The organism is Lonepinella sp. MS14436, from assembly GCF_042470565.1.
Lineage (GTDB): Bacteria > Pseudomonadota > Gammaproteobacteria > Enterobacterales > Pasteurellaceae > Lonepinella.
Genome location: NZ_CP170385.1, coordinates 1,930,012 through 1,953,912 on the forward strand (window position 1 = coordinate 1,930,012; position 23,901 = coordinate 1,953,912).

The 23,901-nt window shown below is 38.7% G+C and carries 30 protein-coding genes and 1 riboswitch; of the genes, 10 read left to right on the forward strand and 20 right to left on the reverse strand.

The annotated features are described in order from the left end of the window. Positions 1-48: 48 nt before the first annotated feature. From menC to O1Q81_RS09320, 13 genes are all read right to left on the reverse strand, one after another. Positions 49-1,044 (reverse strand): o-succinylbenzoate synthase, encoded by a 996-nt coding sequence (gene menC, locus O1Q81_RS09260; RefSeq protein WP_386697253.1) that lies wholly within the window; start codon positions 1,042-1,044, stop codon positions 49-51. After that, positions 1,031-1,354 (reverse strand): nucleotidyltransferase domain-containing protein, encoded by a 324-nt coding sequence (locus tag O1Q81_RS09265; RefSeq protein ID WP_386687238.1) that lies wholly within the window; start codon positions 1,352-1,354, stop codon positions 1,031-1,033. Before O1Q81_RS09265 ends, menC begins: the two co-directional genes overlap by 14 nt. Further along, positions 1,336-1,773, reverse strand: coding sequence for a nucleotidyltransferase substrate binding protein (locus tag O1Q81_RS09270; protein WP_386690976.1), 438 nt, complete (start codon positions 1,771-1,773; stop codon positions 1,336-1,338). Before O1Q81_RS09270 ends, O1Q81_RS09265 begins: the two co-directional genes overlap by 19 nt. A gap of 60 nt (positions 1,774-1,833) precedes the next feature. Next, the gene (gene menB / locus O1Q81_RS09275; protein WP_386697256.1) at positions 1,834-2,691 is read right to left on the reverse strand and encodes a 1,4-dihydroxy-2-naphthoyl-CoA synthase; all 858 of its coding nucleotides are present in this window, start codon (positions 2,689-2,691) and stop codon (positions 1,834-1,836) included. A gap of 51 nt (positions 2,692-2,742) precedes the next feature. Next, positions 2,743-3,504, reverse strand: coding sequence for a 2-succinyl-6-hydroxy-2,4-cyclohexadiene-1-carboxylate synthase (menH, locus tag O1Q81_RS09280; RefSeq protein WP_386697258.1), 762 nt, complete (start codon positions 3,502-3,504; stop codon positions 2,743-2,745). Between the two features lie 124 nt (positions 3,505-3,628). Continuing rightward, positions 3,629-4,996, reverse strand: a complete 1,368-nt coding sequence (locus O1Q81_RS09285; RefSeq protein WP_386697261.1) for an alanine/glycine:cation symporter family protein — start codon at positions 4,994-4,996, stop codon at positions 3,629-3,631. Between the two features lie 95 nt (positions 4,997-5,091). Then, a riboswitch (glycine riboswitch) is annotated at positions 5,092-5,215 on the reverse strand. A 193-nt stretch (positions 5,216-5,408) separates the two neighbouring features. Continuing rightward, on the reverse strand, positions 5,409-5,675 hold the full coding sequence (locus tag O1Q81_RS09290) for a GNAT family N-acetyltransferase (protein ID WP_386697264.1): 267 nt from the start codon (positions 5,673-5,675) through the stop codon (positions 5,409-5,411). Positions 5,676-5,677: 2 nt separating this feature from the next. Next, complete coding sequence (yacG, locus tag O1Q81_RS09295) at positions 5,678-5,878, reverse strand: DNA gyrase inhibitor YacG (RefSeq protein ID WP_132301902.1); 201 nt, start codon at positions 5,876-5,878, stop codon at positions 5,678-5,680. Further along, positions 5,862-6,491 (reverse strand): dephospho-CoA kinase, encoded by a 630-nt coding sequence (gene coaE / locus O1Q81_RS09300; protein ID WP_386697267.1) that lies wholly within the window; start codon positions 6,489-6,491, stop codon positions 5,862-5,864. Before coaE ends, yacG begins: the two co-directional genes overlap by 17 nt. A gap of 126 nt (positions 6,492-6,617) precedes the next feature. Then, the gene (locus O1Q81_RS09305) at positions 6,618-7,187 is read right to left on the reverse strand and encodes a hypothetical protein (RefSeq protein WP_386697269.1); all 570 of its coding nucleotides are present in this window, start codon (positions 7,185-7,187) and stop codon (positions 6,618-6,620) included. 177 nt (positions 7,188-7,364) lie between these two features. Beyond that, positions 7,365-7,799 carry a hypothetical protein gene (locus tag O1Q81_RS09310; protein ID WP_386697271.1) on the reverse strand — a complete coding sequence of 145 codons (435 nt, stop codon included), beginning with the start codon at positions 7,797-7,799 and terminating at the stop codon, positions 7,365-7,367. Between the two features lie 97 nt (positions 7,800-7,896). After that, positions 7,897-8,397 carry a hypothetical protein gene (locus O1Q81_RS09315; protein WP_386697274.1) on the reverse strand — a complete coding sequence of 167 codons (501 nt, stop codon included), beginning with the start codon at positions 8,395-8,397 and terminating at the stop codon, positions 7,897-7,899. A gap of 74 nt (positions 8,398-8,471) precedes the next feature. Further along, positions 8,472-9,194 carry a hypothetical protein gene (locus O1Q81_RS09320; RefSeq protein ID WP_386697276.1) on the reverse strand — a complete coding sequence of 241 codons (723 nt, stop codon included), beginning with the start codon at positions 9,192-9,194 and terminating at the stop codon, positions 8,472-8,474. 261 nt (positions 9,195-9,455) lie between these two features. On the opposite strand from O1Q81_RS09320, the gene O1Q81_RS09325 reads away from it, so the two are divergent. After that, positions 9,456-9,719 carry a type II toxin-antitoxin system prevent-host-death family antitoxin gene (locus tag O1Q81_RS09325; RefSeq protein WP_386697278.1) on the forward strand — a complete coding sequence of 88 codons (264 nt, stop codon included), beginning with the start codon at positions 9,456-9,458 and terminating at the stop codon, positions 9,717-9,719. Continuing rightward, a complete protein-coding gene (locus tag O1Q81_RS09330; RefSeq protein WP_386697281.1) occupies positions 9,719-10,138 on the forward strand; it encodes a type II toxin-antitoxin system VapC family toxin in 420 nt (139 codons plus the stop codon). Before O1Q81_RS09325 ends, O1Q81_RS09330 begins: the two co-directional genes overlap by 1 nt. Here O1Q81_RS09330 and O1Q81_RS09335 read toward each other — a convergent pair. From O1Q81_RS09335 to O1Q81_RS09350, 4 genes are read right to left on the reverse strand one after another with little or no spacing between them, the layout of a single operon-like run. Then, complete coding sequence (locus O1Q81_RS09335; RefSeq protein WP_386697283.1) at positions 10,135-10,815, reverse strand: prepilin peptidase; 681 nt, start codon at positions 10,813-10,815, stop codon at positions 10,135-10,137. The genes O1Q81_RS09330 and O1Q81_RS09335 overlap by 4 nt on opposite strands. Positions 10,816-10,832: 17 nt before the next feature. Then, positions 10,833-12,053: a type II secretion system F family protein gene (locus tag O1Q81_RS09340; protein ID WP_386697286.1), complete on the reverse strand. Its 1,221-nt coding sequence runs from the start codon at positions 12,051-12,053 to the stop codon at positions 10,833-10,835. Between the two features lie 9 nt (positions 12,054-12,062). Further along, entirely contained in the window at positions 12,063-13,511 is a 1,449-nt protein-coding gene (locus O1Q81_RS09345) for a GspE/PulE family protein (RefSeq protein WP_386697288.1), read from the reverse strand. After that, complete coding sequence (locus tag O1Q81_RS09350; protein WP_386694674.1) at positions 13,511-14,005, reverse strand: prepilin-type N-terminal cleavage/methylation domain-containing protein; 495 nt, start codon at positions 14,003-14,005, stop codon at positions 13,511-13,513. The genes O1Q81_RS09345 and O1Q81_RS09350 overlap by 1 nt, the downstream gene beginning before the upstream one ends. Before the next feature lie 144 nt (positions 14,006-14,149). Between O1Q81_RS09350 and ampD the strand changes: the two genes are divergently transcribed. The 6 genes from ampD (at position 14,150) to O1Q81_RS09380 (ending at position 18,995) form a co-directional block, all read left to right on the forward strand. After that, the gene (gene ampD, locus O1Q81_RS09355; RefSeq protein ID WP_386697291.1) at positions 14,150-14,695 is read left to right on the forward strand and encodes a 1,6-anhydro-N-acetylmuramyl-L-alanine amidase AmpD; all 546 of its coding nucleotides are present in this window, start codon (positions 14,150-14,152) and stop codon (positions 14,693-14,695) included. Between the two features lie 3 nt (positions 14,696-14,698). Continuing rightward, positions 14,699-15,349 carry an HAD family hydrolase gene (locus tag O1Q81_RS09360; protein ID WP_386687262.1) on the forward strand — a complete coding sequence of 217 codons (651 nt, stop codon included), beginning with the start codon at positions 14,699-14,701 and terminating at the stop codon, positions 15,347-15,349. Positions 15,350-15,600: 251 nt separating this feature from the next. Continuing rightward, positions 15,601-15,870: a PTS sugar transporter subunit IIB gene (locus O1Q81_RS09365; RefSeq protein ID WP_153984892.1), complete on the forward strand. Its 270-nt coding sequence runs from the start codon at positions 15,601-15,603 to the stop codon at positions 15,868-15,870. Positions 15,871-15,879: 9 nt separating this feature from the next. After that, complete coding sequence (locus O1Q81_RS09370; RefSeq protein WP_386697294.1) at positions 15,880-17,235, forward strand: PTS ascorbate transporter subunit IIC; 1,356 nt, start codon at positions 15,880-15,882, stop codon at positions 17,233-17,235. Further along, the gene (locus tag O1Q81_RS09375; RefSeq protein ID WP_386697296.1) at positions 17,236-18,054 is read left to right on the forward strand and encodes a transketolase; all 819 of its coding nucleotides are present in this window, start codon (positions 17,236-17,238) and stop codon (positions 18,052-18,054) included. It abuts the gene before it with no gap. Then, the gene (locus O1Q81_RS09380) at positions 18,051-18,995 is read left to right on the forward strand and encodes a transketolase family protein (protein ID WP_386697298.1); all 945 of its coding nucleotides are present in this window, start codon (positions 18,051-18,053) and stop codon (positions 18,993-18,995) included. Before O1Q81_RS09375 ends, O1Q81_RS09380 begins: the two co-directional genes overlap by 4 nt. A gap of 69 nt (positions 18,996-19,064) precedes the next feature. Here the strand turns inward: O1Q81_RS09380 and bamE are convergent, their stop codons facing one another. Both bamE and yejK read right to left on the reverse strand, forming a co-directional pair. Further along, positions 19,065-19,481: an outer membrane protein assembly factor BamE gene (gene bamE / locus O1Q81_RS09385; protein WP_386687269.1), complete on the reverse strand. Its 417-nt coding sequence runs from the start codon at positions 19,479-19,481 to the stop codon at positions 19,065-19,067. A 66-nt stretch (positions 19,482-19,547) separates the two neighbouring features. Further along, a complete protein-coding gene (gene yejK / locus O1Q81_RS09390; RefSeq protein WP_386697301.1) occupies positions 19,548-20,567 on the reverse strand; it encodes a nucleoid-associated protein YejK in 1,020 nt (339 codons plus the stop codon). 110 nt (positions 20,568-20,677) lie between these two features. Here yejK and O1Q81_RS09395 point away from each other — a divergent pair, with 110 nt between their 5' ends. Beyond that, on the forward strand, positions 20,678-20,899 hold the full coding sequence (locus tag O1Q81_RS09395; protein ID WP_386697304.1) for a YejL family protein: 222 nt from the start codon (positions 20,678-20,680) through the stop codon (positions 20,897-20,899). 18 nt (positions 20,900-20,917) lie between these two features. Next, the gene (locus tag O1Q81_RS09400; RefSeq protein ID WP_386697306.1) at positions 20,918-22,717 is read left to right on the forward strand and encodes a DUF3413 domain-containing protein; all 1,800 of its coding nucleotides are present in this window, start codon (positions 20,918-20,920) and stop codon (positions 22,715-22,717) included. Positions 22,718-22,788: 71 nt separating this feature from the next. Here O1Q81_RS09400 and O1Q81_RS09405 read toward each other — a convergent pair whose 3' ends face one another. Then, positions 22,789-23,856, reverse strand: a complete 1,068-nt coding sequence (locus tag O1Q81_RS09405; RefSeq protein WP_386697308.1) for a sulfate/molybdate ABC transporter ATP-binding protein — start codon at positions 23,854-23,856, stop codon at positions 22,789-22,791. Positions 23,857-23,901 lie beyond the last annotated feature (45 nt).

The following is a 23,901-nucleotide window of genomic DNA, read 5'->3' on the forward strand; positions in this document are numbered from 1 at the left end:
TAATGTTTTTTTATAAAAACTCAGCTTAATAAAATGTGGTCTAACCTTTTAGATCGCCACTTTGACAATAAATTGTGAATCTAAATCAATAACAGGCAATGTCGAACCCTGCCATTGACGAACAATTTGATATGCCATTAAGTCTAAGGTATCTAACCCAGGTGTAACATTCGGCGTATATTGTTGAGCAATACGAGCTAACTGGGTTAAGCCAAAACTACTTTCAATAGACGAACTAATCACCGCTTTTAAACCACAAGCATAGGCTTGCTCAATCAATTTGACACATTTTTGCAAACTTCCCACCAAGGTTGGCTTAATCACAATAGCTGCTAAATTTAGTTCAGCTTGCACCACAAAATTAGGCTCACGCACTGATTCGTCCCACGCAATAGCAATACCCGTTTCCCGTGCAAACTGACGGCTTTCATCACGGGTTTTACAGGGTTCTTCTAAAAATTGAATACGATTTCTATGTTCAGGTTTGACATACTTTGCAAACATTGCGGCTTTGGTTAGTGTCCAACTGCGATTAGCATCAAGACGCAAATATAAATCGGGAATGGCTTCCAACAACATATCTGCAATTAATCCATCTCGATTAGCTTCGTACATACCCACTTTAATTTTAGCAACTTTTTCACCTTGCATTTGATTTAACGGCTCATAAAGTTCATCAGGATCACCATAACATAACGGTGCCACTTGATAATTACCTTGCTCACCCAATTTGCCTTTCAATTCCGCCAAGGCAACACTCAAACCAAACGCCACTGACGGATAAAGTTCATCATCATTTAACGGTAATTTCTCATCACAAGAACGTGCTTGATCCCATTTTTTCAACCAGTCAATCGCTTGACTCTGTGCCTGCTCTAGGGTTTCTTGGCTAAATTCAGGCAAAGGGGCAATTTCTCCCCAACCTTCATTTTCACCACATTTCACTTGCACTAATAAGCCTTCCCGTTTTTTTAAAAAACGATTGCGGAGAATGAGTTGGCTATCAACAGGAATGCTGTAACGGTATAAATTATAAGTTCTCATTGTTTTCTCTTTGATAAAAAACCCGTCCGAATTGGTCGATTTGAGCGATAAAATCAGGATTGGTTAATAAATGATAGACGGAAATGTCAAATAAATAAGGGGAATAGGAATCATCTAAATCTAGCCACACTTTACCACGGGTGTCTTGCGTTACCTTTTCGCCTTTCAAAGTTAAATCAATATCAGATCCTTCACGATAATTTCCTATCGCTCGAGAACCGTAAATAATCGCCTGTTCGATCTCAGGATATTTTCGCAAAATGTCATGAATCTGTTTAATTGATTTATCGCTTAATCCAAAGTTTGGCATAGTTTTTCAACTCGTTGTTCAAATTGAAGTAGCAAAGGGAAATATTGCGTAGTGATTTTTTCAAACTCTTGATTTAACAGCGAAATATTATAGGTATGTACCGTGAGATTTCGGGTTTCAACCATATCCATCCAAACTTCGCCCTGAGAAATATAACCTAAATTAAAGGCTTCACGAGTTGCCGTTCTTGAACCACCCTCAAAATCTCCCTCATATTGCAAAATATCTTTCATCAATTTCCACGCCAATTCGTGAGTAAATTCAAAGCGTTGAATAATGCTTTCTTGAACGATATTTTCAATCACACCATCAATTTTTTGAATAACTTCATCGCATTTTTCTATTGCTTCAGATAAACGAGCTAAGGCGTTTTTATAATGTTCAAACCGTTGTTTTAACCGAATAATTTTTTGATCCATAAACAACACTCCGTATTTCGGGCGGATACATCGATCCGCCCCTACCTTTTAACAATCTGATTAAGGATTGCGTTTAAACTTACTAAAATCAGGGGCTCGTTTTTCATTAAACGCATTGCGTCCTTCTTGACCTTCTTCGGTCATATAGAACAACATGGTGGCATTGCCTGCTAGTTCTTGTAAGCCAGCTTGACCATCGCAATCCGCATTCAAGGCAGCTTTTAAGCAACGTAACGCTATCGGGCTGTTACGCAACATTTCACGGCACCAACGTACGGTTTCTTTTTCTAAATCGGCGTAAGGCACTACGGTATTTACTAAGCCCATATCCAACGCTTCTTGAGCATTGTATTGACGGCATAAGAACCAAATTTCACGAGCTTTTTTCTGACCTACTAAACGAGCCATATAACTTGCTCCCCAACCACCGTCAAAAGAACCTACTTTCGGACCTGTTTGACCGTAAATGGCATTGTCTGCGGAAATAGTGATGTCACAAAGCATGTGTAACACATGACCACCACCGATAGCGTACCCTGCCACCATGGCAACCACAGGTTTCGGGCAAGTGCGAATATCTCGTTGAAAATCCAACACATTTAAATGATGTACGCCACTCTCGTCTTTATAACCGCCGTAGTCACCACGTACTTTTTGGTCGCCACCAGAACAAAACGCTTTTTCGCCTTGACCAGTCAATACAATCACGCCAATTTTTTCATCAAAACGTGCATCAGAAAAGGCATTAATCATTTCTTTGACGGTTTGCGGACGAAACGCATTACGTACTTCTGGGCGATTGATGGTGATTTTGGCAATGCCATCGGTGGATTTATGATAAAGAATATCGGTATAGCCCATACTGTGATCTACCCATTCAACTGGGGCATAAAGCACATCATCTTTTGGATTTTGCATAAAAATTTCCTTGCTTGTAAGTAAACTGTTATTGTTAAAGAAGTGCGGTCATTATAACGGAAGTTTTACGATCTCAAAAGCAAAATGGCGTAATTGTTCGGCGAACGAATCGGGATTTTCTAAATGAGCATTATGCCCTGCTTGGGGGATCTGACAAAACATTAACCCTTTTGCTGTTGCCATTTGGTTGAATTTTTGATCCTGCTCCCCCACCAAATAATAAATAGGTAAATCAGTAGATTGCACACTTGAACTAAAATCAGGTTGTTTGGCAAGGCTAGTTGCTAATAACATTTTACCGATATTTTCACCGCAGTTTGCCGCACGTTTCGCGATTAAGTCGGCACGTTGCTGTAAAGTTAAATGTGCAAAGACTAGCTGTTGATACCAATCTTGTAGCACCTTTTCAGGGTTTTCTATCATAAAGCATTTTGCCCATTGTTGATCGCTTTGCCAACGTTGCTGCTTTTCTTGTTCGCTACTCAAGCCTAAATTGGCACCTTCTAAAATCAGCCCTTGCAAATTGCCCTTTTCGCATTGAGCTTGTAAAGCATAGTACAACGCAATCCGCCCACCCAATGAATAACCTATTAAAATATAAGGTTTATTTTGAATTTTTTGACAGATTTGTTGCGAAATAAATTGTGCTGTTTGCTCAAAGTCTGCCACTTCAACATGTTTATTTTCACCATGTAAAGGCAAATCCAATGCCACACAATCAAACTGCGGTGCGATTTTGCTGAGTTTTTTAATCACGATTTGCCAATCGGCTTTGGTACCAAGCAGACCGTGTAGGAAAATAAGAGTTGGCATATTATTATTCTCTTTTGCCCTGCACTGGCGTACAGGGCTATCTATGTAACGATGCTCCGCATCTTGAACAAACAGCTACGGAGTAGCGTTATTTGCTTAACCTAGTACACAAGTACTAGGCTCCCTACTCCGCTGTTTCATTTAATTCGCCTGTCTTCAAACGCTGAAAATAATCTTTAGTTTCGTCAATAATCACGCTACGTAACCCAATCAATGCTATCAAATTCGGAAACGCCATTAAACCATTGACAATATCGGCTAAAATCCAAATGGTCTGTAATTCAATAAAGGCACCGCAAGCCACTAATAAAATGAAAATCGCACGATACAATTTAATACCACGAATATCAAACAGATACACAAAACAACGTTCGCCATAATAGCACCAGCCTAAAATGGTGGTAAAGGCAAAGAATAACAAACCAATCGTCACAATGGTTGCCCCAATGCTTGTGCCTAAACCCTGTGCGAAAGCTAAATTCGTAGCTGCTGCCCCTTCCACAGTGCCATTCCACACGCCCGTGATCACTAACACTAATCCCGTCATGGAACAGACAATAATGGTATCAAGAAACGTCCCCGTCATGGAAATTAAACCTTGACGAACAGGCTCTTTAGTCTGTGCAGCCGCCGCCGCAATCGGTGCAGATCCCAAGCCTGATTCATTAGAAAAAATCCCCCTAGCCACCCCTGCTTGAATCGCTTTCATGACGGTTAATCCTAATACTCCACCAAGGGCAGCTTGCGGATTAAAAGCACTTGCTACGATTAATGCTATGGCAGCAGGTACTTTGTCTGCATTCAGGACTAAAATCACGCAAGATGTTGTTACATATAAAATTGCCATAAACGGCACAATTAATGTGGAAACGGTAGCAATACGTTTTACGCCACCTAAAATAATGGCAGCCACCAGCACCGTCATTACCGCAGCAGATATAACCACTGGCACGCTAAACGTATCTTGCATTGCATGGGTGATAGCATTAATTTGTGGGAATGTTCCAATCCCGAACCACGCCACTAACACCCCAAACACAGCGAATAATTTAGCCAGCCATTTGATCCCAAGTCCACGTTCAATATAGTACATCGGACCACCCGCCATAAAGCCGTTTTTATCGCGTACACGGTATTTCACCGCCAACAAACCTTCGGCATATTTGGTCGCCATGCCAAGTAAAGCGACCAACCACATCCAAAACATCGCCCCTGGTCCACCAGCCTGAATAGCAGTAGCAACACCGACAATATTTCCTGTTCCGATAGTGGCAGAAAGTGCGGTACAAAGTGCAGCAAAAGCAGATACATCGCCCGACTGCCCATTGCCTTGCTCACGTTTAAACATATAGCCCAACGCCCTTGGCAACTGCACAATTTGAATAAAACCAAGACGCAAGGTTAAATAAAGCCCCGTACCTGATAACAAAATCAGCAACGGCGGTCCCCAAATAAAACTATCTATAGATGATAGAATTTCTGAAAATGGCATGATAATCCTCGTAAAAAATTTAAAATTAGAAATTCATACAAGGCAGCGGAAAGCATTGAAGAATACGCCCCAAACAGCGTAAATACTGGAATTGTCTTTCTGCCCCTGTCCTTTTGCCTGAGCGTTTGAAGTGTTTGTTTTGCAACAAAAATCACTCTTTCGCCTTCGGCGTTCCGTTACATTACTTTGAATGTACGAAATCTCTCCAAGGGTTCGTCCACTAGCAGTCCTTGCTGACATTATTCTTAATAGTCAGCACCTGAAAGATTTTACCTCGTCGGTATAGGGTCAATTCCCTATTCTCCAACTAGCTTCAACCGAACTAATTTTTACTTTATTTCATCAAGAAAAAAGTGCGGTCAATTCTAGCAAAAATTTTGCAAAATTCAACCACACTTTACCTGTTTTGTGCTTATTTTGTTTCTCGTTCCCGTTTTCTCGCAATATAGCTACAACTTGGTATCAAGTTTAGATCTTTTTCCCGAATAAACGCTACCAATGCTTGATATAACTTATCCGCCACACCTTGCCCTCGCAACACTTCTGACACATAAGTATGATTAGCATTAATGGTTTGATTATCCACGAAAAAATAGGTTAATTCAGCGATCTTGGTGCCATTATCGTCCAAAACAAAAAATTCGCCTTGCTCGTTGTTGTGTTGGTGTTGAATATTCATGTTTATTTTACCCAGTCTTCTGAAAACTCACTACTTTCAGCAAAATCTGCCGTTTCACAAGGAATAGCTTTTTCTTCTGCTGCCCATTCGCCTAAATCAATTAATTGGCAACGTTTACTGCAAAAAGGGCGATACGCACTTTCAGGCGACCAAACCACAGGCTTTTTACAAGTTGGACACTCTACGCTAAAGGTTTCTGCCATTTTTCTTCTCACTTAATTGCAAATAATATTGGTGTAATTCTAGCACTTTTTGGCGAAGTTCGCTCTTAGTTTGTGCAAAATCCCCATCATTATTAATCACATCATCTGCGACCTTTAGGCGTTCATTTCGACTTACCTGAGTATTGATAATTTGTTGAATTAATTGGCGTTTATTATTATCTCGCTGACTGGCACGATCTAATTGCGTTTCAACCGACACATCCACCACCAACACCCGATCACAAAGTGCGGTCAATTTATTTTCAATTAATAACGGCACCACAAACAACACATAAGGGGCAGTTTGAGCCTGTAATTGCACCAAACATTCCGCCCGAATAGCGGGGTGTAACAACTGATTTAGCCAATGTTTCTCGCTTGCATTATTAAACACCTTTTCACGCAACACTGCACGATTTAGCTCGCCATTTTCGGTTAAAATTTCCTGCCCAAAATGCACCGCAATTTGCTCCAACAAGGGCGATCCTTTTTCCACCACCTGACGAGCCACCACATCCGCATCCACCAATGGCACGCCTTGTTCTGCAAAAAGATTGGCAATGGTCGTTTTACCACTACCGATACCGCCTGTCAGTCCGATGATGTAGGTCATTGTTTTCTCCGTTTGTGATTTTTAGGTTATCTTATCCTATTTATCCCAAACATAAAACAAACGTGTTCATTACTATCAAACACGATTGTTCGTTAGTAATGAACACGTTTAAACTTCACTTTATATTTAAAATCCACAATCATACTCAAGCACTGCACGCTTTGAGTTGCCTGTAACCACGGTATACCAAGAACCAGCACCGCAACCTATTCCTGAGCCTGCGACTTTATTAAAGCCTTGTTTAAGCAATTGAAATTCACGTTCACTCATTGGTGCAAAAACAATATCTTCATTCCAGTTCTCGAAGCCGCAAATTAACTGAATACTTTTTATTTTCAAGCCAAATAAACTGGCATTTTTTAAGGGGATTTCAGAACCGCCCAAGCCATCTTTTAAGGTTTTAGCTGGAAGTAAATTCTTACGATAAGGAAGTGGAACATTAGAATATTGACCGTTTACCGCTTCTGGTGTGGCTACGCAAGTATTTACCTTTACCCCTTCCGTTTCCCATCCCATATCAACAGACATCTGTGCACTTTTAATGAGTGATTCAATAACCTTAATCTCGTTATTATATTGCGTTGCGTTATCTTCTGCTTTTTGGGAAGCTGTTCGATACTCAAAAAGCGGTGTCCAATCGGTGGCTTGGGCGAAGACAGGTAAACTGAAAAACAGATACACAATAAATCTTTTCATTATATTTTACTCATTGGTTATATCCTGTGTAGACTAACCTTGAATTGTCAAACTAGGTGCAACACTTTATCAATGTACTTTGGGTGAAAAATGAGCGTATATTTCAATTTTCGCATATTTCATATTTTCAATGAAGAGAAGTATACGCTCAAAATTTTAGTGAGAAAAGCAAATTATTTATGGTTTTAGTGCCTGATTTTTTTTAACACAGTACTCAGATAAGTTTGAATACTTACCTGTTTTATCTTTGCTAATTGCAATTAATAAATCTACTCTCTCACCAAAAAAATTGAAGTCAATTACATCATCTTTAGAAACAGATGAAGATTGACCAATGTCATATTGTAATCCTTTAATAATTTTTTCTAGGTCTCCTTTGCCTATTTTATTAACATTATTTTCAGCTAATTGTTTAAGATAACTGTTACACTCTTGCGGAAGACTATTAACAAACTCCACAGGTGTCATATTTTTTTCTTTCCCAAAAACAGAAATAGCCATAAGTTGTTTAGGGGCAAGATTTCTGTACAGAGCTAATCCTTCTGCATCAGATAATGCAAAAGACGATGCGCTAGATAAACCTAGCAGTAAACTCAATACTAATTTTTTCATTTTTTGTACTCCGTATTAATTAAAAAATCATTTTAGCGAAAAAATTAAAACTGTCTCGCTTCAATAATCTCGCTAATATTAACTGTGTATTAAAAAATTAAGCCAATTCTCTCGTTTTTTCTGAAGTCGAAGTTTCGCCACATTTTTCACAGTGGTAATAATCTTTTTCCACTATTTTTGTACAACTGACGTGGCGTGTTTTTACACCACGCGTTGAACGCTCTCTCACTTCTCGAGTGCCTTTATATCGTTCCAGCTCTTCAGTTTTATCTAATACAAGAAAGCCGATTTCGTGGCAATGTGGGCAAGTGTTCGCAAGTTCCCACGCTGCTTTTTCGGCTGCTTCTAACTCTGCCTGTAATTTAGCATCTTCTGCTTTTTCTTGGATTGTACCGACAATTTTACCAATAATAGCTAACACAACCATTACGATAATAAACGACACTGTCGCATTGATAAAAGGACTATCTGAAATCGGCACAGTAGATAAAAAACCAAAGAATGCGACAATCCAGCCCCAAATATAGCCCAAACATGTAACAAACAAATCCCAAATAAAAACGATTGTTTTTGAGAAAAAATTTAAAATAGTATCCATTATAAAAATTCCTTAAACGTAAAACAAAATGTAATAAAAAATCAAACAACCTATTTTCAATTAAAAGCCGATCTTTACCCCTTATTTGAATTGTACAATTTATTAAACCCATACATATCAATCACTTTAGCTGCACTATAAGTGAGATCTGTCGGATTACCATTAAAATCAATCACTTTCAATTTTGTTTGAATAGCGTTGATATCCTGTTTATTTTCAAGATAAAAATCGTAGATAATCGATAATGAATTTTCATCAAATGAATAAAAGCTTGTGGCTTTTTTGTTTTTTACTTTGGCAATCTCATTAAAGGTTTCGCAAAAATAGCGATCGTATGCTGGCACAATACCAAACACACCCAATAAAATTTTGGTAACGAGTGTAATAGTTACCCGTTTTTCTTTACCCAATTTTTCCGAAACATCTTTCGCGATTCGTCCAAGAATGGAATGAATTTGAGTATATAAATCAGTCAATTTTTGATAGTTTGCAGGATAGTCATCAAGGCTAATCGCCCACAGTACTTTATTTTTGTCATCGATAATAAATTGCACTAGATCTTTAAGTGCAGCAGGATTTTTTTGAAAGAGAAAAGTGCTTCCACGCAACATTCCCCAGCTTGAGAGATAGCCCCATAAAATATAGCAACCCAATTCAAGATTTTGGCGTGATTGCGTATTACTCGGGTGAAAATGTGCATAGCAATAATCGAAAGAATGGTAGCGATGTGTAGGATCGGCACTTTCTGCGATCACCAATTCATTCACAATTTGTGAGAAATCACTGTGTTTAGACATAGATTTTTACCTTTATAATTGATTATTCCGCATTCTATCATTGTTTTTTTTTTGATCAATTTGCTATTATTTCACCGCTTTATTTTTAAACAATGCTCCAGCTGTTTATAAAATAAAGCCCGCCCAAATTTTTTATTTTAACGTAAAAATTTGGGCGGATAGTTTGAACATCACAAACCAAAATGGACAGGAACACAACTTATTGTTGCAACAATTCTATCAATGTATTAACATTATCAACCTAAAGAATAAGGGGAAAAAATGAACGTCATTACCAGCCGAGAATTTTACCAAAACACAGGCAAAGCCTATAAACTTGCCAAAATAGATCCAGTACTCATCACTAAATACGGTAAGCCTGATATTGTCGTATTAAATTACAGCGAATACCAACGTTTAAATAACCTTTCGCCAACACGTTCACTTTATGACGTTTTCGCCACAGCTGATCCGCAAGTGGCTGAAATTGAACTTGAATTGCCCGAACGTACGGTTGATGATCAACGTCCTGAGGTGGAATTTTAATGATGTTTTTAATTGATACCAATGTGATTAGCGAACTGCGAAAAATTCCACTAGGCTATGCCAATTTAAATGTGTCTGAATGGGCAAAGAAAATTCCCGAAGAACATATTTTTATTTCGGTTGTTTCCATAATGGAAATTGAGCGTGGTATTTTAAACTTGCAACGGCGAGATCCTACGCAAGCTAAAATTATTCAACAATGGTTTGAAAATGCGATAAAAACCCAATTTCAATCTAGAATTTTACCCATAAACTTAAAAACTGCTGAAATCTGTGCCACATTACACGCCCCAAATAAACGCCCTGAAAATGATGCTTGGATTGCCGCAACCGCACTTGAACATAATCTGACGTTGGTGACACGCAATGTGAAAGATTTTGATATAGTGGGCTTGAAAATGGTCAATCCGTGGGATTAATAATAAAAATACTCAATCATTAATACCACCACCTGCCCAATCACCAAAAACGGTGCAAACGGCAAATACGCTACTTTCGCCCCTTTCAGCCATTTCCACCCAGCAAACACCAACCCCAAACAGCACGCCACAAACACCAAATACGGCAGTTGTTGCCAAGGGTGGAAACTGCTTAATGCCCCCATTAACCAATAGTCGCCACGTCCTAGGGCATCTTGTTGATAAAAACAACGGGCGAGATAAAAAATGAGATAGAACGCTGCAAAACCAACTAACAGGCTTTGCAAGGCTTGTTCGAGGGAAATCGGGGTAAACTGGAAATAGGCTCCCGTGATGCCTAATACCATTAACAGTTGGCAATGAGTGACGGAAATAAATTGATAATGCCCGTCAATTTTGGCGATTAAAAATAGCAGTACACCTGATACAGCCCAAAACAACGCTTGTAGCGGTTCATCAAAATAATAGCTGTTCAAGCTAAAAAAGATCGCTCCAATCCCAAAATACAACCAAAATCCACCGCACTTGATGGGCGTTAAGCGAGAATGTTCGGGGCAATTCTGCGGTGCATTGTCGGGGAAAAGATCCACATAGCTTTGGTAAATTTCTTGTTGAATTTGGGTGGCTAAGTGTTGCAAATAATGCCTAATGGCAACGCCAAGTAAACCACCAAACACACAAAATCCGAGTATTATCATTGAATTAAGGATCCCATATTAAAAATCGGCAAATACATCCCGAGCATAATCAAACCAATCAGTCCACCAATCACCACCATTAACAATGGCTCTAACATTTGTGAAAGCAGATCAATTTTATGATCGAGCTGTTGCTGATAACTCTCTGCAATATGCAGTAACATCTGCGAAAGTTGTCCCGATTGCTCACCTACCTGCAACATTTGTTGAGCTTGTATCGGAAATAATTCTGCTCCCACTGCTACTGAAAAAGCATAGCCTTGTGTAATCCAATGAAGCATAGACTGAATTTCTTGAATTAAAGTTAAATCCCCTTGTAATTCGATCTTGTTTTGCCAAGTTTTCTTTTGGGGTAAAAATGACTGCAATGCCTGATTTAATGGCACACCTGATTTCAGCATTAAATGCAATCCACGACAAAATCCTACCAATCTAGAAAGTTGTACAATATTGCCTAATATGGGGGTGTTAGAGATTAATTTTATCTTGAGTTGATTCAGCCAGATCGATGATTTTAATTGACGTTTAATCAGAATAATAATGCCAACAATCAGCACAGCAATTAGCCAGAAATATTGCTGTAACAGTACCGATAAAAATAATAAAACTTGGGTGAAGAACGGTAGTTGAGCTTGATTATCACCATACATATCGGCAAATTGTGGCACAATAAAAATCAGTAAAAGTGCGGTCAATATTACAGAAATACCGAGTACCATCATCGGATACAACAAGATTTTCTGCAATTTTCGTTGTAATGCCACCGATTGTTGACGATGCTCGGCGATTTGATTACACACCGTTGCCAGTTTACCCGTCATTTCACCGACTTGAATTAATTGGCGTTCTTGTAATGTTAAAAATTGCCCTTGACTCTGTAATGCCTGAGAAAAAGATAACCCTGTTTCAATTTGATTTAATAGCTGATGTAACCACAAATTCAACTGAATATTGGTACAATTTTGCAATAAAATCAATAAGCTATTTTTTAACGGAACAGAAGATTTTAATAAAATTGCTAATTGTAATAAGGTATCACAAATTTCTGCCTGATTCGGTTTAGTGGATAATTGCCAGTTTTGCTGTAATTTAATTTGCTGTAAACCTCGGTTTAATAATTGTTGACGTGCGATTTGTTCACTTTCAGCAATTAAAACGCCTTTTTGTTTTTGATTTAACCGATTAATACCTTGCCAGCGGTACATTTTGAGTTTCATTTTGTCCCTTTAATGTCCTAATACTCGTTGAATTTCCACTAAATCCGTTATTCCTTGCTTCACTTTCTCTAGCCCTGCTTGTTGTAAATGATCAAAATCCAACTGATAACATTGCTCTGGATCAGGTTGTAAAAATTGATAAATCCCGATTCGACCTTTATAGCCTTGATGACAATCACAAGAATTTTCGCTTTTTCCACCGCACTTTTGGCAACGTTTCCGAATCAGACGTTGTGCAATCACTAACAATAAGCTGTTGTCAATTTCGTATTGCTTTATACCTAACTGTAACAAGCGTGGAATAGCGGACGGTGCGTCATTGGTATGCAACGTGGAAAGCACGAGATGTCCCGTTTGAGAAGCTCGTAATGCCATTGCGGCACTTTCTTCATCACGAATTTCACCGAGCATAATAATATCGGGATCTTGACGGAGAAAGGTTCGCAATAACCGACTAAAATCTAACCCAATTTGTGGATTGACTTGGCTTTGAATAATGCCAGACAATGGAATTTCAATAGGATCTTCCGCGGTCATAATATGTTTTTCAGGACGATTTAAATAAGAAAGTGCGGTGTAAAGTGTGATACTTTTCCCACTTCCCGTAGGTCCTGTCACTAAAATCAAGCCTTGCGGTTGATTAAGGGCGTATTTAAAACGTTCCTGCTGCTGATCATTCATACCCAGATCAGCAAATGCAAATTGTACTGGCTTATTTTGTTGCACCCGCAACACTGCCTTTTCCCCGAATGGGGTTGGTAAGGTGGAAAGACGAAAATCTAACATATCAGAAAAGGTGGTTTTAAAATGAAAACGTCCGTCTTGCGGCAAGCGAGTTTCGCTAATATCTAGTTTGGCTAATAATTTTAAACGTGAAATCACCCTGCTAGATAATGCCAACGCAACTGGTGGTTGGTGTTGTAATACACCATCAATACGAAAACGCACTTGCAAATGTTGGCTTTGTGGCTCAAGGTGAATATCAGATGCTCGTTGCTGCAACGCACTTTCAAAAATCCGATTAAGCAACTGAATCACGGGTTCATCTGATTGTTGAGTAGAATGCTTTTCTTCGTTTAAATCTTGCTGTTGAACATGGTAAAAAACAGGGCTTTCTTGCACCATTAAAGATTGTGGAGCTAAGGCTTGCAATAAATCTTTCAATACCTGTGTTTCCAACAACACAGGTTCGATCATTTTTCCTGTTAGGAAAGAAAAGGTTTCACACGCGGATAAATTGTTGAGGCTATCTAGCCCGAGCCATAAACAACGCTCATTTTCCGCTAATGGACAAGCTAAATAACGGATCAGAATGTTCTGTTGTTGCTGATTTTGTTGCCATAACTGCGGTGAAATTTGGAATATTTTTCCGTCATGGCTCACCACATTCGGGCTAACAACATTCGGGCTAACAACATTCGGGCTAACAATATGTGGACTAGATAGACTCTTTTGCATTATTGTTGTCCAGTGCTTGTACTACTTGTACTATTTGTGCTACAGAAACCAGCTGGAAATAATTCCGATTTTGTACCGCAGTTTGCCGCCCAAGTTACCCCTGTACTAGCTGAACCGCTGGCAGTTAAAGTGTAACTCACATCAGCAACACTACCTTTACCCGTCACGGTAATCTTGCCAGCACTGACGGCAACAGATTTCACATATTTGCCTGAACCATCTGTGATATTTGCTTGGATCCCATTTTGACCTGCGGAGCAATTATCTGGTTTATCTAAGTTATAAACACAAAGCTCTACTTCGGAACGATAAGGTGCTGCTGCTTGCAACAGTTCAGAAATGGCGGCTTTTTTGGTATAATTTTGATAAGATGGAATTGCAATGGTGGCTAAAATTGCCACAATGGCAATCACGATCATCAATTCAATCAGGGTAAAGCCTTTTTTGAACTGTAGATTGTACGAAGTTTGAATCAAAGTGCGGTTGAAATACATAATTTTTCCTTATAATAAAATAAATTGCGAGATTACCTTTATAATCTCTCCGCTACTTTGTACGACAATAGAAAAATAAGCAAAATTCCACTGTTAATTTTGGAATTAAGATCACAGAAATTACTTTTTTATAGGCAAAAACTGATGGTAAACGCAAAACAAGGTTGGCTAGCTAATATCCGTCACTTAAAATCTCCACATTATGATCAACGCCCCGATCCGCAAGATGTTTCGCTATTGGTGATCCATTACATCAGTTTGCCTCCAGAACAATTTGGCAGTGGTTTTATTGATGATTTTTTTCTTGGTAAACTCGATCCAAGTATTCACCCTTATTTTGCTGAAATTTATCAGGTACGAGTTTCCGCTCATTTTCTGATTGAGCGAAATGGGCGAATTACTCAATATGTCAGTTTACAAGATCGAGCGTGGCATGCTGGATTGTCTTGCTTTAAGGGGCGAGATAAATGTAATGACTATTCTATCGGTATTGAATTAGAAGGAAGTAACCAACAACCTTTTACTCAACAACAATATGTAAAATTAGCTGAACTTACGCAACAAATTATGGCATTATATCCACAAATCACCCCTGAACGAATTGTGGGACATTGTGATATTGCACCAGAGCGAAAAATTGACCCCGGTCAATATTTCGAATGGGATAAATATTTAAAATCATTAGGATAAATTATGACAATAAAACATGTAATTTTTGATATGGACGGTGTATTAGTGGATAGCGAACCTTTTTGGGCGGAAGCACAAATTGAGAGCTTGGCACAATATGGCATACATATCACCGAACCAGATTGTGAAAAATACACTCGTGGCACACGAGTAGATGAAGTCGCGATAATTTGGTGTGAAATGTTCAATCTTTCGGTAAAAAACACCGCACTTCGCAATCAAATTGTGGATAGTGTATGCCAGAAAATCAGCGAAAATGCACAACCGATGGACGGTGTCTATGAATTATTAGATTTTCTGAAAGAAAAGCGTATTCCAGTTGCTTTAGCGACTTCATCAGATCGCCAAGTGATTAAAGCAGTTTTTGATAAATTGAATTTTTGGGATTATTTCCCGATTCAATGCACAGCTGCGGATGAAGAACTGGCTAAACCCCATCCTGCAGTTTACTTAAGTGCTGTCAAAGCCTTAAATGCCGAGGTGAAAGATTGCATTATTATTGAAGACAGTGTAACGGGTTTAATTGCTGCCAAGGCTGCCAATGTTCGCACTTTTATTGTCAACGAAAAATTTAACAATGAACGCTTTGCTATCGCAGATGAAAGAATGGCATCTTTAAAAGATGTGTTGGTAAAATTAAAAACTGAATTGTAAATCATAGACTGTTAGTGTTTTATCATTGAATAAGCTAACAGTCTATCATGCCCTAAAAACACCCCAAAAAAATACCGCACTTCTACCTTTTCTGGCTAATTCATCTTTCTCAAGTTATGCTTTTGTTATATGCCTAACAAATTATCCACAAAAACTGTTAACTCTGTCACAATTCCAGAACTTTTTGATTGATTATCCTCACATTAGTTTAGATAATTCTGTTGATTTTTTAGATTATTAAGGAGTTTCCTATGAGAATAATGGCAGTGTGCGGTTCAGGGTTGGGCAGCAGTTTTATGATGGAAATGAACATTAAAAAAGTCTTAGCGAAATTAGGTATTGAAGCTGAGGTAAATCACACGGATTTATCTTCGGTAACACCGAATGATGCCGATGTGTTTGTCATGGCAAGTGATATTGCATCAAGTAGCAGCATTGATCCTGAACGAATTATCGTGGTCAAGAATATCGTGGGTCTGGCTGAATTTGAAGAAAAATTAACCGCATATTTTAACCGTTAGGAGGTTATTATGGACAGCGTACTCTTTTTTGTTTTAGATATTCTTAAAGTACCGTCAGTATTGGTCGGTTTGATTGCCCTTGTTGGCTTAATCGCACAGAAAAAATCCGCCCCCGATATTATTAAAGGTACGATTAAAACGATTTTAGGTTTCTTAGTATTAGGTGGCGGTGCCACTGTGCTAATGAGTTCTCTTGCTCCATTAGGCGGTATGTTTGAATACGCCTTTAATGTACAAGGCATTATTCCAAACAACGAGGCCATTGTGTCAATGGCGATTGAAAAATACGGTACAGCGACAGCGTTAATTATGGCGTTTGGTATGGCAGCCAATATTATCGTAGCTCGTTTCACACGGTTAAAATTTATCTTTTTAACAGGTCATCACACATTCTATATGGCTTGTATGATCGGTATTATCTTAACCGTGGTGGGTTTTGAAGGCGTGCAACTGGTGTTTGTTGGCTCATTAGCATTAGGATTGGTAATGGCGTTCTTCCCAGCCTTAATGCACCGTTATATGCAAAAAGTGACGGGCAGCAATGATGTGGGCTTTGGACATTTCGGTTCGCTCGGTTATTTTTTATCTGCTGTGATTGGTCAAGCAGTGGGCAAGAATTCCAAATCGACGGAAGAAATGAATTTACCGAAAAATTTAAGTTTCTTGCGTGATAGTTCCATTTCTATCTCATTGACAATGTTGGTGATTTATTTCATTTTAGCCATGTCTGCTGGCAGTCAATATGTGGAACAAAACTTAAGTGGCGGTCAACATTTCTTAGTATATGCCACTATTCAAGCCATTACCTTTGCTGCAGGTGTTTACATTATTTTACAAGGGGTTCGCTTAATTTTAGCGGAAATCGTGCCAGCCTTTACAGGGTTCTCTGAAAAACTGGTTCCCGATGCTCGTCCAGCGTTGGACTGCCCGATTGTGTTCCCTTATGCTCCTAATGCGGTGTTAATCGGCTTCCTTTCTAGCTTTGTGGGCGGTATTGTTGGCTTGGCGTTGTTAGGTCAACTGAATTGGGTGTTGATTTTACCAGGGGTAGTGCCACACTTCTTCTGTGGCGCAACCGCTGGCGTGTTTGGTAATGCCACAGGGGGCAGACGGGGTGCCGTGCTTGGGGCATTTGCTCACGGTTTATTAATTACGTTCTTGCCTGTATTCTTGTTACCAGTATTAGGCAATCTCGGCTTTGCCAACACCACGTTCAGTGATGCAGACTTCGGTGGGGTCGGTATTTTATTAGGCTATATGGCGCAATATTTGTCTAAAGAAATGATTATGGGCGTGATTGTGGCGATCTTTGTGGCGTTGGTGGCGTACAACTACGCTGTCAAACCCAGCAAAAAAGGAGCGTAAATGAACACGCAAGCAATGCAGGCGTTGGCGAAAGACATTCGCATCGCCTTGCTTAAATCACTCACGCATCTTGGTTTCGGGCATTTCGGCGGTAGTCTATCCATTGCAGATGTATTAGCGGTACTCTACGGTGGCGTGATGAAAATTGATCCCAAACACCCTGATTGGCAAGAACGGGACTATTTTGTGTTATCCAAAGGACATGGCGGTCCTGCCCTTTATGCCACTTTGGCACTGAAAGGCTATTTCCCTGAACAAGATTTACTGACCTTAAACCAAAACGGGACAAATTTTCCGAGCCACCCTGATCGCTTAAAAACTCTTGGGGTAGATGCCACCACAGGATCGCTCGGACAAGGGATTTCCATTGCCACAGGTATTGCCTTATCGCACCAATTACGTCAACTACCAAACCGCACATTTTGTATTGTGGGGGATGGCGAACTCAACGAAGGGCAATGCTGGGAAGCCTTTCAATTTATCGCTCACCGTAAGTTAACCAATTTAACCGTCATTGTCGATTACAACAAACAACAGTTAGATGGTTCGCTTTGTGACATTATCAATCCCTTTGATTTGAATGCAAAATTCCGTAGTTTTGGGTTTGCCGTGGAAACCGTAAAAGGGACGGATATTGAACGACTTTATCAAGTGCTAACGCAAAAAACGGATCGACCATTAGCCTTGATTTTAGACAGCAAAAAAGGGCAAGGTGTACCTTATTTGGAGAATTTGCCAAATTGCCACCATTTGCGTTTAGATCAACAAAGTCGGGCGGAAATTGAAAATGCCATTCAACAGTTGGAGATGAGCCGATGAGTAAGCGAGAAAAAGATCCGCAAGAAATGCGGAAAATTTATGCGGAAACCATGCTCAATGCCATGCAAAACAATCCCAATATCGTGCAATTAGAAGCGGATTTGATGAGTTGTATGACAATGGATAAAGTGCAAAAAATCTTGCCAAATCAGGTGATTAACTGCGGTATTATGGAAGCCAATGTCGTCGGTATGGCAGCAGGATTATCCTTAGCGGGTATGATCCCCTTTGTGCATAGCTTTACCGCATTCGCCAGTCGCCGTTGTTTTGATCAATTATTTATGGCGTTGGATTATCAAAAAGCCAATGTCAAAGTGATTGCTTCGGATGCAGGGGTAACAGCGGTGCATAATGGCGGTACACACATGTCTTTTGAAGATATGGGGATTGTGCGTGGTTTGGCTCATTCCACCGTATTGGAAGTGTCAGACGGCACAATGATGAAAGCTATCATTAATCAATTAATGGATTTAAAAGGCTTTTATTGGGTACGTACGATTCGTAAACAAGCGGTGAAACTCTATGCAGAGGATGAACAATTTACTATCGGCAAAGCCAAGCGGTTACGCCAAGGCAAGGATATTACGCTCATTGCCAACGGCATTATGGTCGCCGAAGCCTTAGATGCCGCCGATAAATTGGCAGAACAAGGCATTGAAGCCACAGTGGTAGATATGTTCACCTTAAAACCGCTGGATGTGAATTGTGTGATTGATTGTGCCAAACGTACAGGTAAAATTATCACTTGCGAAAACCATAGCATTACCAATGGATTAGGTTCAGCGGTCGCAGAAGTGCTTGCCGAACATTGCCCAACACCAATGCGTAGGGTTGGTATTAATAATCGTTATGGACAAGTAGGTACATTAGATTTCTTAATGCAAGAATATGGCTTAACCGCAGAACATATTGTGCAGAAAGCGTTAGAGTTGTTTAAATAAACGAAAAGGCTATTCAACTAAGAATAGCCTTTATCACAAACTGCGGTCAAGAAATTTAAACTTTCTCACTTACTTCCAGAACTGCCACCAGCTTTTTCTTGAACCGTTGTCCGATGCTTCAATAATTGCATTGTTAACTTCTTGTTTCTCGACATCTGGTAATGGCTTATCTAAATCTGTGCTGGTCACAATACCTTTACTATCGAAATTTACAATAAAATTATGTTGCATAGGATCTTCGTAAGAATGTTGTTGTAAATAAACATAGTACCAAATGTTGTCACTAAATGGATCGATTAAAACAGGGGTACCCAGTAAATATTGAACCTGCTCTTTCGTCATTCCAACTTGCACTTTTTGTACAGTAGATGATTCTAAATAGTTGCCTTGTGGCACGTCAATACGATAGACAATTTTGTTTACGCTAGAACAAGCTGAAACACTTAACGCAAGAGCGATAATCGCTACCATTGATTTTAATTGCATTTTTCTACCTTTCTTAATTTATCTTTTATAATGCTGATGATACCTAAACTCTGGTCGGTTGCCAAATTAATTTTTTAAATTCCGCTGTAACTGATCACGCAAATTGGCTGGCAAACCCTTAATCGTGATGCTGTCATTTTGCTCGTCCCAAATAATACGGCTATTAATTAATTCGGCATCAAAACTGAGCGTTACCCCTTTGCCAGAACCTGAAAACTTAGTTAAAGATTTTAATGCCGTTGGCACAGGCGGAATACTATCGGCTAAATCATAATCCTGTTGTTGGGTAAACTCAACGAAAGGACGCTCATTTAGAGTAGGTAATTCAGTGGAAAGTTCCCGCAATTCAATTTCATTGCCTGAATTCATTTGTCCTTTACAATACTCAAATACTTGTTTTTTCACGGCTTGAGTTTGATCAGCATTTAACTCACCCTGTTCGCAATAGTCACTGACTGCTTGTAATAAACATTGATTTTGTAGTTTAGGATTTAAACCTTCTTCCGCCCCTAGAAAATCCATAAAAAAATCGCTGATTTTACGCCCAACTCGTCCTTTAATAAAAGTCAGATAGCGGTCTGAAGTAGCATTAATACGTAAATCCGTTAGGTTAATGCGTGCTGCAATATCAAATTGATTAATATTCAAATATTGGGTACGGTGAATTTCTAATTTGTCATCCACCAGCATACTGATTCGACTATCTAACAAGGCAATAAATAAGTAATCCGTGGCTAGGAAATTATATTGGCACAATACAAACGTCCCACTCTCCGCAAAAGGATATTTACCCAATTCGCTGGCGAGTAATTTGGTGGATTGATAGCTAAAGGATAGAAAATCTGTTTCTTGCTCAAGCAAGCGATTAAGTTCTTGAGCAAAATCCGATTGCTCTTTAAATACCCCATAACCTTTCGCTTTACTTTGATAAACCTGATGTAATTCAAGCATTAATTGCTCTACTTCAGGGGTAATTGGTAACAATTTCTCACGTAATACGCTATCTAATTTTGGGGTATTATTTTCATTTTCTGAAAGTGTTTTAATAATTTGATGTAATACAATTTGATTTACGGTGATGCTCATTTTTTCTGCTTTGTCATTTGGAAATAGTAAAAATCCTGTTAATTATAACCGCACTTTAGCTAAAAATGTGGTAGTATTTGCGAAATACATTGTTAAAAATTAACGTTATTATGGCAACCAACTCAAAATATCAAGATAAACAAGTAGATGCAATCCTAAATGAAATGATCGCAGTGTTTGAAAAACATCAAGCTCCAGTAGATTTGTCTTTAATGGTGTTAGGCAATATGGTGACTAATTTACTGATCAGCAGTTTTGGCAAAACTCAACAAATTGCGTTAGCACAAGCCTTTTCTGATGCGTTAATCAATTCCATTAAAACAGCGAAATAACAAAGTTAAGAGTGCGTTATGTTTTGGATTAAAAATGGCAGACAATACCGTGAACAAACTTCCCAAAAAATTTCTTGGGGACATTGGTTTGCTTTTTTTAATATTATTTGGGCGGTGGCTATCGGCTCTCGCTATGCCTTTTTAATTGATTGGCCACATACCTTTCTAGGCAGACTTTATTTCTTTATCAGCATTTTAGGGCATTTCAGTTTTATTGCCTTTGGTTTATATTTACTGGTCTTGTTTCCACTTAGTTTTATCATCAAAAATGAACGTACTTTTCGTGGCGTAAGCGTGATTATTGCCACCATTGCCACCACGTTATTATTGGTAGATACGGAAGTTTTCTCTCGCTTTAATTTGCATTTATCTTCTGTGGTTTGGAATTTATTGGTAAATCCTGAGAACGGCGAATTATCCCGTGATTGGCAAATTTTCTTCACTCCGATGCCACTCATGCTATTAGCTCAAATGCTGTTTTCTCGTTGGGCGTGGTATAAATTACGCAGTTTAGAACGACAAAAATGGATTCGTGGCGTAGGTATTATGCTGACGGGGCTATTTATCACCACACATTTAATGTACGCTTGGGCAGATGCCTATTTATACCGCCCGATTACCATGCAAAAATCTAATTTCCCATTGTCTTATCCGATGACAGCTCGGACATTTTTAGAAAAACACGGCTTATTAGATAAACAGCAATATGAAATCAAATTAGATCAGGAAGGTCGTCCTGATTCACCAATGATTAACTATCCAAAACACGCCTTAAGCTATAATAATGTGGCAAATAAAGCTAACTTATTAATTATCACCGTATCTGGTTTACGCCAAGATGCAGTGCAAAAAGAAAAAATGCCCGCTTTAACTGAATTTGCACAGCAGGCAACTCAATTTACGAATCATTACACCACTGGCAACAACAGTAATTCTGCTATTGTTGGCTTATTCTATGGTCTAAATGCTAACTATACAGATAGCCTGTTAAACAATAAAAAAACCTCTGTGCTCATTGAAAAAATGCAACAAGATAATTATCAGTTTGGCTTATTTTCTGCGACTAATTTTAAACCAAGTATTTTCAGACAAGCATTATTCCATCAAATTAAATTGCCGAAAAATACTTCAAACAAGAGAAAAATTGATAATCTAAGTGCGATGAAAAATTGGCAAGTTTGGTTTGAACAAAGATCTGTAGATCAGGCTTGGTTTAGCTATTTGAATTTAGATGTGGGTGAATTAACTCGTCAACAGCATTTGCCGACTTTAGAGCAAGAACAACAATTTTATACCCAACAATTAAGTCAATTAGATCAGCAAATTAATTCTGTTCTCACCACCTTAAAAGCACACAATGCCTTAGAGAATACAGCGGTAATTATCACTGGTGAACAGGGTTATTCATTCCAAAAAACTGATGATGAACTGCTAAATTATTTTGCACCAGAAGAAATTCAAGTACCGATGATTGTCGCATGGAAAGAACTCAATACAGGTGTCGAAGATAAGCTCACCAGCCACATGGATGTCATTCCTGCACTCATGCACGATCTATTTTATGTGAAAAACACGGATGCAGATTACACCCAAGGGCATAATTTATTTAACCAAACTCAATCATTCAATGAATGGGTATTAGTGGCAAATTATCGTTGGGATGTTATTATCACACCTGACGGAACACAGTATCATATTGATAACAAAGGAAACTATCAAAAATATAACCGCACTTATCAAAAAGTGGTATCTCGCCGACCACCATTAGGATTATTCCTTGATGTGTATCAGCAAAATTCAAGTTTTGTGGAAAAATAAAGCAACACAAAAAACCTCTTATCAATGAAGAAATTCAGATAAGAGTTTTTTTAAACTCAATCTAAGCTAAATTAAATCATAAATTCCACTAATTCATCTTGTAAAAAGAAATTCAATAGCAACGGTTGCATATATACTTCGTCACCCACAACAAACTGTTCTTGTTCAAATTGCGTATAACTAATAGAAAGCTCAATAGGACCATTTTTGATATGATGCACCTCTAGTTGTATGGTTGGACCCGTAGTATGCACTCGGGTAATTTTACCTTTAATACTATTTTCAATGACTTTCTTGCTTACTGCCATTTCGTGTGGACGAACGTAAACTACTACATGAGCAGACTGGGTTTGTACTACCTTTTGTTGGAAACTATCAATATGTAGCACGCCATTATGAATATAGCCATCAAGTAGATTCATATCACCTAAAAACTGTGCCGCAAAATAGCTTTTGGGTTGCTTATAGACTTGTTCAGGTGTACCGATTTGCTCGATCTTCCCCTCATTCATGAGAATAATTTTATCTGCGACTTCTAAAGCCTCATCTTGATCATGAGTTACAAAAATGCTGGTCAGATTTATTTCTTTATGAAAATCTCGTAACCAACGGCGGAGATCTTTACGCACCTTGGCATCTAATGCACCAAAAGGCTCATCAAGCAGTAATACTCTGGGTTCAGTGGCAATGGCACGAGCGAGAGCAACACGTTGCCGTTGTCCACCAGAAAGCTGATCAGGATAGCGTTTGCCTATATGTTCAAGTTGAATTAATGAAAGTAAATTTTTCACCTTGGCTTGAATTTCTTGCTCCGATAAACGCACGGCTTTCGGTTTCATACGTAATCCAAAGGAAATATTATCCGCTACTGTCATATTGCGAAATAACGCATAATGTTGAAATACGAAACCAATATCACGTTGTTTAGCTGACAGCCCTGTCACATCTTGTTGATCAAATAAAATCTGTCCTGAAGTGGCAGTTTCAAGTCCAGCAATAATACGTAATAACGTAGTTTTACCACAGCCTGATTGCCCCAAAAGTGCGGTTAATTCTCCATCTTTTATTTCTACATTAATATTCTGTAATGCCTGAAATTGCCCAAAAGATTTGTTAATTTGTTTAATACTAATAGCCATGTAATATTCCCCACAAAATTTAAAAAATTACACTGATACCATCAT

Excerpts from the sequence above, each read along its gene's own strand:
- menC (WP_386697253.1), bottom strand. The coding sequence starts at position 1,044 with ATGAGAACTTATAATTTATACCGTTACAGCATTCCTGTTGATAGCCAA.
- O1Q81_RS09265 (WP_386687238.1), bottom strand. The coding sequence starts at position 1,354 with ATGCCAAACTTTGGATTAAGCGATAAATCAATTAAACAGATTCATGAC.
- O1Q81_RS09270 (WP_386690976.1), bottom strand. The coding sequence starts at position 1,773 with ATGGATCAAAAAATTATTCGGTTAAAACAACGGTTTGAACATTATAAA.
- menB (WP_386697256.1), bottom strand. The coding sequence starts at position 2,691 with ATGCAAAATCCAAAAGATGATGTGCTTTATGCCCCAGTTGAATGGGTA.
- menH (WP_386697258.1), bottom strand. The coding sequence starts at position 3,504 with ATGCCAACTCTTATTTTCCTACACGGTCTGCTTGGTACCAAAGCCGAT.
- O1Q81_RS09285 (WP_386697261.1), bottom strand. The coding sequence starts at position 4,996 with ATGCCATTTTCAGAAATTCTATCATCTATAGATAGTTTTATTTGGGGA.
- O1Q81_RS09290 (WP_386697264.1), bottom strand. The coding sequence starts at position 5,675 with ATGAATATTCAACACCAACACAACAACGAGCAAGGCGAATTTTTTGTT.
- yacG (WP_132301902.1), bottom strand. The coding sequence starts at position 5,878 with ATGGCAGAAACCTTTAGCGTAGAGTGTCCAACTTGTAAAAAGCCTGTG.
- coaE (WP_386697267.1), bottom strand. The coding sequence starts at position 6,491 with ATGACCTACATCATCGGACTGACAGGCGGTATCGGTAGTGGTAAAACG.
- O1Q81_RS09305 (WP_386697269.1), bottom strand. The coding sequence starts at position 7,187 with ATGAAAAGATTTATTGTGTATCTGTTTTTCAGTTTACCTGTCTTCGCC.
- O1Q81_RS09310 (WP_386697271.1), bottom strand. The coding sequence starts at position 7,799 with ATGAAAAAATTAGTATTGAGTTTACTGCTAGGTTTATCTAGCGCATCG.
- O1Q81_RS09315 (WP_386697274.1), bottom strand. The coding sequence starts at position 8,397 with ATGGATACTATTTTAAATTTTTTCTCAAAAACAATCGTTTTTATTTGG.
- O1Q81_RS09320 (WP_386697276.1), bottom strand. The coding sequence starts at position 9,194 with ATGTCTAAACACAGTGATTTCTCACAAATTGTGAATGAATTGGTGATC.
- O1Q81_RS09325 (WP_386697278.1), top strand. The coding sequence starts at position 9,456 with ATGAACGTCATTACCAGCCGAGAATTTTACCAAAACACAGGCAAAGCC.
- O1Q81_RS09330 (WP_386697281.1), top strand. The coding sequence starts at position 9,719 with ATGATGTTTTTAATTGATACCAATGTGATTAGCGAACTGCGAAAAATT.
- O1Q81_RS09340 (WP_386697286.1), bottom strand. The coding sequence starts at position 12,053 with ATGAAACTCAAAATGTACCGCTGGCAAGGTATTAATCGGTTAAATCAA.
- O1Q81_RS09345 (WP_386697288.1), bottom strand. The coding sequence starts at position 13,511 with ATGCAAAAGAGTCTATCTAGTCCACATATTGTTAGCCCGAATGTTGTT.
- O1Q81_RS09350 (WP_386694674.1), bottom strand. The coding sequence starts at position 14,005 with ATGTATTTCAACCGCACTTTGATTCAAACTTCGTACAATCTACAGTTC.
- ampD (WP_386697291.1), top strand. The coding sequence starts at position 14,150 with ATGGTAAACGCAAAACAAGGTTGGCTAGCTAATATCCGTCACTTAAAA.
- O1Q81_RS09360 (WP_386687262.1), top strand. The coding sequence starts at position 14,699 with ATGACAATAAAACATGTAATTTTTGATATGGACGGTGTATTAGTGGAT.
- O1Q81_RS09365 (WP_153984892.1), top strand. The coding sequence starts at position 15,601 with ATGAGAATAATGGCAGTGTGCGGTTCAGGGTTGGGCAGCAGTTTTATG.
- O1Q81_RS09370 (WP_386697294.1), top strand. The coding sequence starts at position 15,880 with ATGGACAGCGTACTCTTTTTTGTTTTAGATATTCTTAAAGTACCGTCA.
- O1Q81_RS09375 (WP_386697296.1), top strand. The coding sequence starts at position 17,236 with ATGAACACGCAAGCAATGCAGGCGTTGGCGAAAGACATTCGCATCGCC.
- O1Q81_RS09380 (WP_386697298.1), top strand. The coding sequence starts at position 18,051 with ATGAGTAAGCGAGAAAAAGATCCGCAAGAAATGCGGAAAATTTATGCG.
- bamE (WP_386687269.1), bottom strand. The coding sequence starts at position 19,481 with ATGCAATTAAAATCAATGGTAGCGATTATCGCTCTTGCGTTAAGTGTT.
- yejK (WP_386697301.1), bottom strand. The coding sequence starts at position 20,567 with ATGAGCATCACCGTAAATCAAATTGTATTACATCAAATTATTAAAACA.
- O1Q81_RS09395 (WP_386697304.1), top strand. The coding sequence starts at position 20,678 with ATGGCAACCAACTCAAAATATCAAGATAAACAAGTAGATGCAATCCTA.
- O1Q81_RS09400 (WP_386697306.1), top strand. The coding sequence starts at position 20,918 with ATGTTTTGGATTAAAAATGGCAGACAATACCGTGAACAAACTTCCCAA.
- O1Q81_RS09405 (WP_386697308.1), bottom strand. The coding sequence starts at position 23,856 with ATGGCTATTAGTATTAAACAAATTAACAAATCTTTTGGGCAATTTCAG.